This is a genomic window from Enterobacter sp. ECC_219_Taxon_10 (genome assembly GCF_058354905.1).
The window spans coordinates 4,621,002-4,633,097 of record NZ_CM178005.1; the positions used below are offsets into that span (position 1 = coordinate 4,621,002).

Annotated in this window: 8 protein-coding genes; 4 read left to right on the forward strand and 4 right to left on the reverse strand. The window is 55.8% G+C overall.

Annotation, left to right across the window (positions count from 1 at the left end):
* Window positions 1-15: 15 nt before the first annotated feature.
* Complete coding sequence (locus AC4ICF_RS22025) at window positions 16-4,923, reverse strand: Ig-like domain-containing protein (RefSeq protein ID WP_316380212.1); 4,908 nt, start codon at window positions 4,921-4,923, stop codon at window positions 16-18.
* A gap of 276 nt (window positions 4,924-5,199) precedes the next feature.
* Here AC4ICF_RS22025 and AC4ICF_RS22030 point away from each other — a divergent pair, with 276 nt between their 5' ends.
* On the forward strand, window positions 5,200-5,823 hold the full coding sequence (locus AC4ICF_RS22030; protein ID WP_192983783.1) for a response regulator transcription factor: 624 nt from the start codon (window positions 5,200-5,202) through the stop codon (window positions 5,821-5,823).
* 185 nt (window positions 5,824-6,008) lie between these two features.
* Complete coding sequence (locus tag AC4ICF_RS22035; RefSeq protein WP_116342834.1) at window positions 6,009-7,658, forward strand: alpha,alpha-trehalase; 1,650 nt, start codon at window positions 6,009-6,011, stop codon at window positions 7,656-7,658.
* A 122-nt stretch (window positions 7,659-7,780) separates the two neighbouring features.
* Here AC4ICF_RS22035 and AC4ICF_RS22040 read toward each other — a convergent pair whose 3' ends face one another.
* A complete protein-coding gene (locus AC4ICF_RS22040) occupies window positions 7,781-9,370 on the reverse strand; it encodes an STY4199 family HEPN domain-containing protein (protein ID WP_316380211.1) in 1,590 nt (529 codons plus the stop codon).
* A gap of 147 nt (window positions 9,371-9,517) precedes the next feature.
* Between AC4ICF_RS22040 and AC4ICF_RS22045 the strand changes: the two genes are divergently transcribed.
* On the forward strand, window positions 9,518-10,057 hold the full coding sequence (locus AC4ICF_RS22045; RefSeq protein ID WP_316380210.1) for a GNAT family N-acetyltransferase: 540 nt from the start codon (window positions 9,518-9,520) through the stop codon (window positions 10,055-10,057).
* Between the two features lie 71 nt (window positions 10,058-10,128).
* The gene (locus AC4ICF_RS22050; protein WP_316380209.1) at window positions 10,129-10,467 is read left to right on the forward strand and encodes a glycoside hydrolase family protein; all 339 of its coding nucleotides are present in this window, start codon (window positions 10,129-10,131) and stop codon (window positions 10,465-10,467) included.
* Here the strand turns inward: AC4ICF_RS22050 and AC4ICF_RS22055 are convergent.
* The gene (locus tag AC4ICF_RS22055) at window positions 10,446-11,048 is read right to left on the reverse strand and encodes a response regulator transcription factor (protein WP_163331100.1); all 603 of its coding nucleotides are present in this window, start codon (window positions 11,046-11,048) and stop codon (window positions 10,446-10,448) included. The two genes, AC4ICF_RS22050 and AC4ICF_RS22055, sit on opposite strands and share 22 nt — an antisense overlap.
* 173 nt (window positions 11,049-11,221) lie before the next feature.
* Window positions 11,222-11,980 (reverse strand): SDR family NAD(P)-dependent oxidoreductase, encoded by a 759-nt coding sequence (locus AC4ICF_RS22060; protein ID WP_316380282.1) that lies wholly within the window; start codon window positions 11,978-11,980, stop codon window positions 11,222-11,224.
* Window positions 11,981-12,096 lie beyond the last annotated feature (116 nt).

The following is a 12,096-nucleotide window of genomic DNA, read 5'->3' on the forward strand; positions in this document are numbered from 1 at the left end:
CTTTCCTGGCATCAATTAATGGTTCTGTAGCGTGACCGTGACTCCCATCTGAACGAGGATCTCGGTATTCAGGCTATCCATCTGATAAGACTGATACTCCACTCCCCCAACATTCACCGTCCCGCCATCGGTCCAGTTACCCGGGTCCATACCGTTCGGCAGCAGGTCGCTCAGATTCACCGTGTCCCCCGCGTCGCCCTTCACCATCATTTGGTTGAAGTCGTTGTCGTGGAACAGGTTCTGCGTGGCGTTTTCCAGCACATCCCCCGCACTCAGCGTCAGGGTGTTGTTGCCTGTTCCCGTAATGTCGAACACTTCCACTGACTGGACAGGGTGGGTCAACGCGCTCAGGTCGAGGTGCTGATCCGCCCCCAGCAGCTTCAGCGTGTCGGTGCCTTCTCCACCCTGAATCACCGCACCGGTCAGGCTGGCCACGTCCGCAACCTGATACAGGTTGTCCGCTGCGTCCCCGTACCAGACATCGCCCTGGTTATCCGCCAGGAACTCACCCGGGGTGACGGTTTTCGCCGTTCCGCTCACCACCAGGTTATCGATGCTGAAACCAAACCCGGTGCTTGTTGGTTGCTCCTCGTGGTGGATCTCCATCCGGTAAACCGGTGTATCATCCGGGCTGGTAAACGACACCGGGACGTTACGGTTGCTGAGGAAAGCACTCACCGTCTGCGAACTAATCTCATTGCCGTTGATGTCGTAGAACGTCACCACCGTCGATGGGCCAGCAAGGCGCGGGTTGAAAACGAAATCGATCGTTTTAGCGCCATACTGGAAATCAACGAACATGCTGCCTGCCATCCCGTTATCTCCTGAGCTACTGTAGAGATACAGACTGTTGGTGCTACCCGTGCCAATGACCTGTTTGTTGAACTCATAATCCGTCGGGCCGGTACCTGGTGTGTGGGAGAAACGCATCCCGTGTACCCACGCTCCCGCGTTAATGTCCGCGAACTCCGTGTCGTCTTCGAAGTTGTTGGTACTGGTAAACGCGCTGGTGCGGTAGCTGGAGCTGTTACCCGCCGCGTCAACAATCGCCGCGCCCACCGGAATATCGGTGTAGCCACCCGCAGGCATGGTCAGGGTCACGTTGCCGTTAGCAATGTCGGCAGCCGTTAGCGTATGGGTGACGGTAACGTCGCCGTTCTTCACCAGCACGGTGTCGCCCTCGACAATCCCGCTGCCCGGCAGCGTTACCGTCACGTCATTACCGCTGCGCACCACGTCGGTCGGTGCATCAGGTGCCACCTGATCCAGCACCACTTTCTGCGAGGATTCGGTGTAGTTCCCGGCGATATCGACCACACGCGTCAGGACAGTCCAGTTCGCGCTGTGTCCCTGCCCATCAACAAACGCCCATTTGTCGCCGTCGACCATCGCTTCAAGCCAGGTGTTCCCGCCGTCAGTGGAGACCAGTACTTTCCCGCCCGCTTCCAGCGGAGCTGAGAGATGACCGCTGACCAGGCTACCGGCTTTACCACTGTTAGTGATGAAGTCGCTGCCGCTGACGCCGGAGTCCTGGGTCATCGCATCCACCACCGCACTGCTTGTCGGCGCGTCGGTATCAATGGTGATTTTCCACTCCGCGGACGGGGCGCTTCTCACGCCGGTCGGACTCTGGAACACCGTCTTCAGGGCCAGTTCCGTGCCGTTGTTCTGTGCAGGCAGTGTAAAGTTCCAGGTGTTGCCCGGGCCTACGGTCACGGAGTCGATCAGCGTGTCACCGTCATAAATAAACACGACATCACCCGCGACGCCGGTCCCGTGCAGAGTTGGCGTGGTGTCATCGGTCACTGCCGGGTTCACCAGGTCGTCCTGCACCAGACCGACGTCATCCGATACGCTATCGAATGAGCCAACCGGTACGCGGGTATCCAGCGTCAGTTCAAACGGCGCCGTCTGCGCGCTATCACCGGTGCCGGTATTTTCACTGGCGGTGATCTGGTACGTCTTGTCAGTGGTCAGCGCCGGGTTGAAGGTGTATTTCCACGCACCGGTCGCCGGGTCAGCGATCACGGTGTCGACAAAGTTGCCGTCCAGATACACTTTCACTTCGGCACCAGGCGTCGCGCGGCCCACAACGGTTGGTGTCGTGTCATCGGTATGGCTGCCGCTGGCCAGATTGCTCTTCAGTTCGCCTTCATCGTCTTCCACGTGGCTGATAGACACACCGTTGTGGCTGGTGTCCACGGTGAAGTGGATCGGCGCAGACTCTGGTCCAACGTTACCCGCTTTGTCTTCAATCGAGACTTTCCAGGTGTAGTCACCATCCGCCAGGGCCGGTGCCGGGGTGTAGCTCCAGTTACCGCTGCCATCTACCGGCACGCGCACGATGGTGCCATTACCCAGATCGATGATCGCGGTACCGTTCGCGTCACCCTTACCACGGTAGGTTGGGGTGTTATCGTCGGTGGTACCGTTATCCGCAATAATTCCCGGCGTGCCGAAGTCGTCCCACAGTTCAATGTCCGTAGGTGCCAGCGGTTTAACGGAGTCCACAATAATCATCCACTCGCCGGTTTCCGGGCTGCGGTTGCCCACGGCGTTTTCCGCCACCGCGCGGAAGCGGTGCTCGCCCTGCGAAAGTGCAGTGTCGAAATCAATGGTCCAGGTGCCACCCGTAACCACAGCGCTACCGATTGGCGTCGGGTTAGTGCCGTCATACAGGTAAATGGTCGTCCCGTCCTGACCCGTACCGGTGATGGTCGGTTTGTCATCGTTCGTGATGCCACCCTGCTGTACGGTGCCAACATGGGCATCAACATCATCGATTACGTCCGTGATTGCCGGTGCCGGAGGAATGCCGCCTGCTACCAGCTCAAACGAGAACGCATCGGATGGTTCGGAACGCAGACCCGCTTTGTCTTCGGCAACCACTTTCACATCGTAGTGGCCGTTCGTCAGCGCCGGAGACGGCGTCCAGGTCCACTTACCTGTCGGGTCAGCGGTAACGGAATCCACTTCCTTACCGTTAACAATGATGTGCACCAGGCTATTTTTCTCAGCGGTACCGGTAAAGGCCGGGGAGCTGTCATCGGTGACCTCGCCGCTGGTCAGGTTGCCTGTTTTCAGGCCAGCATCATCAAACACGCTATCAATCGTCGGTTTTAACGGCGGCGTGGTGTCTACGATGAAGCCGATCGGATCGGACGGATCGCTGGCGTTACCGACCGGATCAACGATGACGACGACAGCTTCATGATTCCCTTCCGGCAGCGGTTTCTCCGGAGTTACTTCCCACTTGCCGTCATCACCAACAATTGCGGTACCCACAACTTCGTCGTCAATAATCAGACGCACGGTGTCGCCAGGCGTACCCTTGTCGCCACTGAACACCGGCTGGGTATCGTCAGTGGTGTCACCATCATGAATTGGCCCTACGGACGGTCCCTGGTCGTCTTCAACGTCACCAATGACCGGCTTGTCAGGACCTTGCAGATCAACGATAAATTCGAAATCATCAGACGGTTCGCTGGCGTTGCCTTCTGGATCGGTAATCACCACTTTCCCGGTGTGGCTGCCTTCCGGCAACGGTTTCTCAGGGATCACTGCCCACTTGCCGTCGTCACCGACGATCGCCGTTCCCACCAGTTCATCGTCCACGATCAGTCTGACGGTATCGCCAGGCGTGCCGTTTTCACCGCGGAACGTCGGCTGCGTGTCGTCAGTTGCACCGCCGTTCTGGATTGGCCCCACAACGGTACCCGCGTCATCTTCTACTTCGCCGATGACCGGTTTTTCTGGCGTAACGATAAATTTAAAGTCATCAGACGGTTCGCTGTCGTTCCCGGCCGGATCGGTGATGATCACCTTACCGGTATGGCTGCCTTCCGGCAGAGGGTTTTCCGGCGTCACTTCCCATTTACCGTCTTCACCGACGATCGCCGTGCCGACCACTTCGTCGTCAACGATCAGGCGCACGGTATCGCCAGGCGTGGCACCTTCACCGCGGAAGACCGGCTGTTTATCATCAGTCGCATCGCCGTTTTGGATTGGGCCTGTTTTCGCGCCAACATCGTCTTCCACTTCGCCAATAATCGGCTTAACAGGGGCTTCCAGATCGACGGTGAAATCAAAAGAATCGCTCGGCGCGCTGGTGCGGCCATCCGGGTCTTTACCGATCAGCACAATGCTGTGGTCGCCGTGCGCCAGCGGGGTTTCCGGCGTCCAGGTCCAGGTTCCGTCAGCGCCGACACGGGTTTCGCCGAGCTTGACGTTGTTTTCCCAGAACTCAACAATATCGCCCGCTTTGCCTGTACCGCTAAACGTTGGCGTGGCGTCATCAGTCACGCCGTTTTGCGGGATCGAGCCGGTTTTGGTGCCGTAATCGTCGTGCACGTCGGTCAGTTCAGGGGTAGCAACAGGTGCAACGGTGCCTTTTTTGTCACCGCCATCGTCACGGTTATGACGAATAATGGCGCCCAGGCCTACCAGCGCACCAATCCCGGCTAACGCACCCAGCGCCAGCAGAGCAGGAGAAAATGCGGTGCCCGCAACGGCCAGACCATCGAGACCTGCAATCGCGCCCGCACCCAGCGCCTGGGCGGAAGATTCACCGTCCAGCAGGAACGCGGCTTTGTGGTCGTCGTCGCCATCGGTGGCGATGTACTCATGCCATTGACCGTCTTCGCCTTTACCGACCAGCTCACCTGGGTTATCGAAATAGTCTTCAATGATCAGCTGTGGCTGATCCTCGTCAGTGCCTTCCAGCATGACGAACAGGTCTTTGCCTACGCGTTTCAGCGTAATGTTTTCTGGCGCGACGCCATTTTCCCCTTCAGCAAGAATATATTTTGCATTCGGGATGGCCTTAATTTTGACAGCACTGCCAACCTTTTCACTGCGCAGAACGTCAGCTTTGACAATCGTATCTTTCTCTACGACTGCAATATTTACTGGCTTGAGAGTCATTTTTTAAATTCTCGTGTAAATAATCGATCTGTGTCCGCGCAACGCGCCAGACGCACTTCCATACGGGATACATTCCCTGGCTGGCGCTATCTTCCCGGCTGGCAAGTGTTGGCTTAATAAGACCTGTCGCAAACCGGTCTTATAAGTCATTTAAGGGAAAGGTTCGGTAGAGATGGCGTGAAGAAAATAATGGCAAAGATAAAGACAAGTCTTGGTTCACTTTTTTAGAGACGGAGAGAAAATAATGTTTTTGTTACCCACTCAGGACAGACAGGAATGTCAGGTAGAAAAGTCATTCTCATGGATTCCAGCCCACTGCTGCGTGCAGGTATCAAGGGCTTATTAACAGAACAAGATTATGAGGTTGTGGCACAATTTCCTACAATCGAGGAATTGCATAGCGCATTACCTGCGTTAAGCGCGGACCTGATTATCATGGAACATCTGCAACAAAGCGCTGAGGTATTTTCTTACCTGGCGAAAATAAGAAAAACGTACCCGGATATTCGGATTCTCATCTTGTCCTCGTCTTTCAGCGATTTTCACATCCAGCTAAGCAGGCGAGCTGGCGCGGCCGGTTACATCAATAAAAATAGCTCGTTAGATAAAATAATCACTACCATCAATAACGTACTCTCCGGCCAGTATTGCTACGGTTCTGAGCTTTGGCATCATCATGCCAGATATCCGCGGGATGCCTCGTTATTATTATCTTTGTCCCATATTGATATTTGTATTTTGCGCTACATTTCTGCCGGCTATAGCAACCAGATTATTGCCTCGATGCTGGACATGAATAATAAAAAGGTGAGCGCGTATAAGCAGCGTATCATGGCAAAATTTAACATTACCCGTCTGGCGGACCTGGTCGATCTGGCAAAACGGAATTATCTGTACTGAGCACCGGAAGATGCCCGGATGACGGTTTGTTCGGGCTTGATGACATAAATCGTTGCAAAACGAATGCTCCGAAAAGAGTGATCTACCGCACATATCCCTCCACATCTACCGAAGCGAATGTCTACGCTTATAAGACGCCCGGAAAAATCTGTCTTTAGAACACACAACCGGAGGTCCTTATCACCATGTTCAACCAGAAACTACAGGCTACCGAGAACATCGAATTCGAGATTGCAGAAGAGCTGCGCTACGAGACCGATCCCTGCGAGTTGAAACTGGATGAGATGATTGAGGCGGAGCCGGAACCCGAAATGATCGAGGGGCTACCCGCCTCCGATGCGTTGACGCCCGCAGACCGCTATCTTGAACTGTTCGAACACGTACAGTCGACGCGGCTGTTTGCGGACAGCAAAACCTTCCCCGACTGCGCGCCGAAGATGGATCCGCTGGATATCCTGATCCGCTACCGCAAGGTCAGACGCCACCGGGATTTTGACCTGCGCCAGTTCGTGGAGAACCACTTCTGGCTGCCGGAAACCTACAGCACGGAATATGTCTCCGACCCTGGCCTGTCGCTGAAAGAGCACATTGATAGCCTGTGGCCCGTCCTGACGCGCGAACCGCAGGATCACATTCCCTGGTCCTCCCTGCTGGCGTTGCCGCAGGCCTATATCGTCCCCGGCGGGCGGTTCAGCGAGACCTACTACTGGGATTCATACTTCTCCATGCTGGGGCTGGCGGAGAGCGGCCGTAACGATCTGCTCAAATGCATGGCGGATAATTTCGCGTGGCTGATCGAACGCTACGGCCATATTCCGAACGGTAACCGCACCTACTACCTCAGCCGCTCCCAGCCGCCGGTCTTTGCCCTGATGGTGGAGCTGTTTGAAGAGGACGGCGTGCGCGGCGCGAAACGCTACCTTGAGCACCTTAAAATGGAGCACGCCTTCTGGATGGACGGCGCGGAGTCGTTGCTGCTTAATCAGGCCTACCGCAGCGCGGTACGCATGCCGGACGGTTCATTGCTGAACCGCTACTGGGACGACCGTGATACCCCACGCGACGAATCGTGGATTGAGGACGTGGAAACAGCCCGCCACTCGGGTCGTCCGCCGAATGAGGTGTATCGCGATCTGCGCGCCGGTGCGGCCTCCGGCTGGGATTATTCCTCTCGCTGGCTGCGCGAGCCGGGCCGATTAGCCAGCATCCGCACGACGCAGTTTATCCCGATTGACTTGAACGCCTTCCTGTTCAAGCTGGAGAGCGCGATCGCCAATATTTCGGCGTCGAAAGGGGATAAAGAGACCGCCGAGCTGTTCCGCCAGAAGGCCAGCGATCGCCGCGCGGCGGTGAACCGCTACCTGTGGGATGAAGAGAACGGCTGCTACCGCGACTACGACTGGCGCCGCGAGGTGATGGCGCTGTTCTCCGCGGCGAGCATTGTGCCGCTGTACGTGGGCATGGCCACCCATGAGCAGGCCGAGCGCCTGTCTGATGCGGTAAAAGCGCGCCTGCTGACACCGGGCGGGATTCTGGCAACCGAATACGAAACCGGCGAGCAGTGGGATAAACCCAACGGCTGGGCGCCGCTGCAGTGGATGGCGATTCAGGGGTTCAAACAGTACGGCAACGACTCGTTGGGGGATGAAATCGCCTGGAGCTGGCTGCATACGGTGAACCACTTCTACAAGACGCACCACAAGCTGATCGAGAAGTACCATATCGCCAGCAGTACGCCGCGCGAAGGGGGCGGCGGGGAGTATCCGCTGCAGGACGGCTTCGGCTGGACGAACGGCGTGGTGCGGCGGTTGATTGGGTTGTATGGGGAGCCTTGAGAGGGGTGCGGTCTGGCCCCCTCACCCTAACCCTCTCTCCAGAGGGGCGAGGGAACTGCGCGGTGCGGTCTTTTCCCCCTCTCCCCTCTGGGGAGAGGGCAAGGGTGAGGGGTCGAATAACTTTAACGAATCACCTCATAAATGGCGGTCTGAATGGACTGCCATTTTTTTGTGGTGGCATCCGGCTGTGACTGCGCGCGTCGCGTTGCCATCTCAAGATCGTGCTTCTGGCGCTTCACCACGGCCGGCACGGTGCAGAACGCTTTCAAATACTCTTTACGTATTGAGGTCAGAGACTCGCCGTTCGACATGGCATGGCTGAGCGTATTGATGAAACGACGACACGGCTTCTCTTCCGCCATGTTCTGCCGGTAGCGCAGCATAAGCTCCAGAACGTCGTCATAGCCGGCCGACATCGCCTCTTCGGTCCATGACAGCTTCCAGTCCATCCCACCCTGTAAGAAGAGCAACGCCACGCGGGTATCGTTGCGGTTAATCGCCGAACGGAAATTATTGTCGTCCCAGGTCACCCCCATGCGCGTCAGCGTCTCGCGCGAGGAAGGGGTTTCACGCATCTCCTGCGGCGGAGCCGCTTGCGCCGTATTTTCCGCCGCAGGCGGCTTCTTGCTGCTGGTCACCAGCCAGAAGCCGCCTACCACGATGGCAATCACCATCACGCCAACCGCCCCCCATAACGCACCGGAGATAAGCTGCTCACGCTGTTCGGGCGTGCGCGGCGCGCGCTGGGTCGGCTTTTCAATCGTGTCGCGAACTTCAAACAGATCCCCACCGGTGACCCGATCCATTTTTTGCGCCTTTTCCCAGAAAGCGTGCAGCTCGCTGGCATCCACCGCCATAAATCCAGCCGGGTTGACGCGCGTTCTTCCCTCTTCAAACGCGCGTTGAACCGGCCGGGAGATCTGCATGTAGTAGTTATCCAGCAGCTGAATTTGCGCCGAACTTAACGTTTTCTGCACCGTGATGTTGTTGCGGATTTGCCGGATGTCGTCGAGAAATGTTTGCAGCGTTTTGCGCGGCTCTACCAGGAGCGTCAGCATGGACGGGTCGCTAAACAGCGAGGCGTAGTAGCGACTGAACTCTTTTTTATCCACCAGCATCTGCGCCAGTTCGCTGAACATCATGCCGCTCAGGACGTCGTTGATTTCGCCATGCTTCAGCCAGCGTCGTACGCGGTCAGCGTTGAATAAGGTTTTAAGATGATTATTGAGCCGCACCTGATCGGGCCAGGCCTGCTGAATGAGGCCTTTAATCATTAACTCAATTGCGCGTACCTGCTTGTGCGCCTGCTGCTGCTGAAGCTCGCTACCCGGCACCAGCTCGGTGCTGTAGGTCAGAAGCGGCTGCTGCAGACGAAGATGTTCCAGCGTAGTCACAAACCGCATCGCCGCAATAAGCTGGTTTTCGCTGACATCCTGCCCGCTTTCATACTGCGGGACGCGCTGCTGCAGCAGGCGCAGCTGCAGCGTAAATTCCGACATCTCGGCATCATTCAGGTTGAGCTTCTTCGCAACCGCAGCCCATCCCCCGAGGCCTAAACGCGCGCTGTCCAGCTGTTCCAGAAACCAGCGTGGATCTTTTCCCTCAGAAACATGTACATTCAGAAGAAGCAAGATTTCCACCGACGCCTGGCGAATGACCGCCAGACAGTGTTCAAACTGTTCGCGGATATGATGTGATGTGCTGAGAGTCATTGTTTTCCTTAAGCGACAACGAAGACATCCGGAATAGGCACTAACGGCCGTTTTTCTTTTTATTTATACGCGCTTAACCATACCTGACTTTCTGTTGAAATAAAGTGACAACCCTAAAATCATTTAAAAAGCTTCAGGAGAATCTCAATGCCAGTTTTAATGACCTCGCGCCTGACCTGCACCCCCGTGCAGGAACAAGACTGGCCCTTTTTCCTGGCGCTGCAGCAGCATCCCGACGTCATGCGCTTTGTGGCGGAGGACCGCCCCGTCGCGGCGATCCGCGAGGCGTTTGATTCGCGCCTGACGCCCTGGACGCCGGGGAGCGCGCACTGGCTGTGCCTCGTCGTTCGTGACGCCCTCTCACAGACCCCGCTGGGCCTTACCGGGTATATTCATCGGGAGGAGGATTGCGCCGAAGTGGGCTTTCTTTTTGCCCCCGAGGCACAGGGAAAAGGTTACGGCTTCGAATCCCTGCAGGCGCTTTGCGATTACGCTTTTCATCAGGGCGGTATACGTCGGCTCACCGCCACCGTCACTGCAGGAAATGTCGCCTCCAGGCGCCTGCTGGAAAAAGCCCGCTTCCGGCTGGAAGGCGAGCTACGCGAGAGCTATTACCTTTCCGGTCGCTGGCAAAATGACTGGTTATTTGGGTTATTGCGGCAGGAATACCTGAACAAAAATTCCTGAACAACAGCCATTTGGCGGATATTTCTCCTGCCTCGATTCCTCTACAGTATCGCCACTAAGAGGAAACGAATATGAAAGGTCATGCGCTGAATATTTCTTCCACCGCCATTGAATTAATAAAGAAACATCAAGGGCTTTCACTGGAGAAATATCGTGATGAAAAGGGTTTATGGGTTATCGGCTACGGACATGCGATCCGCGAAGGGGAACATTTTCGCGGCCTTATTACGCCTCTTCAGGCTGAATATTTACTCTACGAAGATATTCAGCGGGTTGAGATGCTGCTGCAGGAAAAGGGGGTTGGGCCATTAACCCAGCAGCAGCATGACACTGTAGTACTGATGATATTGAGTTTCGGCGCGGCATCCGCGCTCTCGAAAGCGGTGCTTCAGGCCGTCGCCCGGGTATAGTACATGGCGGCCTGGGTTCGGTTTTTCACCTCCAGCCGGCGAAAAAGCGCTTCCAGATGTGCTTTTACCGTGGCCGCACTGATGTTGAGATTGCGGCCAATCTCTTTGTTTGATTCACCCGCCGCCAGCAGCTTCAGAACCTCTCGCTGACGCTCGCTCAACGAGAGTAACGCCTGCGCTGACGATTGCTGGCTGACCCACTCGCCGGGAAAGCAGACCATCCCTCTCGACACGGAATCCAGCACGGCGGCAAACCGCTCAGGGTTGGCGTTACGGGGGATAATAGCCATCACGTTTCGCTGCATGAGTTGCTCAACCCATCTGGTCTCTTTTTTTGCCAGAACCATCATCACCCGTACCGACGGGAAGCGATGCATGATTTCGTCCAGGAAAGAACTCTCCTCATCCTGAATTAAATTGCCGTCAATCATGACGATAGCAGACGGTGACGCGGATATTTGCGCCCATAAATCGTCTGCCTGACAAGTCCCCGTTATATTTATTTCAGGAATTAATTTCCGCAAACCGTGTATCGCTCCATGAATAAATATCGACTGCCTGTCAAACATGATTACTCGCATCGTATTTCTCCCTCTGAGAATAGCGAAGGGGGATTCTACAGAGGCGCAATTTAAGAAAAAACTCAATGAATGCAGAGGTTACAAATCCGCCAGTGGTTTTTATATTTACCCGTATTTTGACACATCCATATTAAGGATTTCCTTAAGGGGTTCCCTCCCCTTAACATCAGACATCACAGGAACATACCGCCTGACACTTCAATACGTTGCGCATTCATCCAGCCCAGCCTGTCGCTGAGCAGGGCCGCAATAGCATCGCCGATATCGTCCGGCAGCCCCACCCGTCCCAGCGCCGTCTGTGACGCCAGCATCTGGTTAAGCTGCGCGTTGTCGCGCACGCGTCCCTCGCCAAAGTCGGTTTCGATCGCGCCTGGCGCGATAATATTGACGGAGATTCCGCGCGCCCCAAGCTCCTTCGCCTGATAGCGGGTGAGCACTTCCATCGCCCCTTTCATGGCCGCATAAGTTCCTGAACCTGGCTGGGTAAAGCGGGCCAGTCCGCTGGAGACGTTGAGGATCCGCCCCCCGTCGTTAAGCAGGGGCAGCAGGCGCTGCGTCAGGAAGAAAGGCCCTTTGAAGTGAATGTTCAGCGCTTCATCAAACTGGGCTTCCGTCGTGTCGGTGTAGGGTGCGTATAAACCCGTCCCGGCGTTGTTCAATAAATAATCAAAGGTTTCACGCTGCCAGACGCTGCTCAGGATCTCCTGAAGCTGGTGAGCAAAACTTTCGAAACTGGCAATATCACCGACGTTGAGCTGTAATGCCGCCGCCTTGACGCCTTTTCCCTGAATTTCGCGCACCACGTCCAGCGCTTCCTGCTGGCTGCGATTGTAGGTCAGGATAATTCCCGTGCCGTCTGCCGCCAGCTTTAACGCAGCGTTTTTACCCAATCCACGGCTACCACCCGTCACTAATGCGATACGTTCAGTCATCATAAACCTCGTTTTGGCTGTTATGGAGATTGAGAAAGAGCTTATTAGGTGATAGAAGATCAATAAAGATGGGTAATAACGCTTCACTGTTTCAATGCAAACAACAATGAGCTTCA

What these genes read in the sequence shown, in the direction of transcription:
- AC4ICF_RS22025 (WP_316380212.1), bottom strand. Translation starts at nt 4,923, where the DNA reads ATGACTCTCAAGCCAGTAAATATTGCAGTCGTAGAGAAAGATACGATT.
- AC4ICF_RS22030 (WP_192983783.1), top strand. Translation starts at nt 5,200, where the DNA reads ATGTCAGGTAGAAAAGTCATTCTCATGGATTCCAGCCCACTGCTGCGT.
- AC4ICF_RS22035 (WP_116342834.1), top strand. Translation starts at nt 6,009, where the DNA reads ATGTTCAACCAGAAACTACAGGCTACCGAGAACATCGAATTCGAGATT.
- AC4ICF_RS22040 (WP_316380211.1), bottom strand. Translation starts at nt 9,370, where the DNA reads ATGACTCTCAGCACATCACATCATATCCGCGAACAGTTTGAACACTGT.
- AC4ICF_RS22045 (WP_316380210.1), top strand. Translation starts at nt 9,518, where the DNA reads ATGCCAGTTTTAATGACCTCGCGCCTGACCTGCACCCCCGTGCAGGAA.
- AC4ICF_RS22050 (WP_316380209.1), top strand. Translation starts at nt 10,129, where the DNA reads ATGAAAGGTCATGCGCTGAATATTTCTTCCACCGCCATTGAATTAATA.
- AC4ICF_RS22055 (WP_163331100.1), bottom strand. Translation starts at nt 11,048, where the DNA reads ATGCGAGTAATCATGTTTGACAGGCAGTCGATATTTATTCATGGAGCG.
- AC4ICF_RS22060 (WP_316380282.1), bottom strand. Translation starts at nt 11,980, where the DNA reads ATGACTGAACGTATCGCATTAGTGACGGGTGGTAGCCGTGGATTGGGT.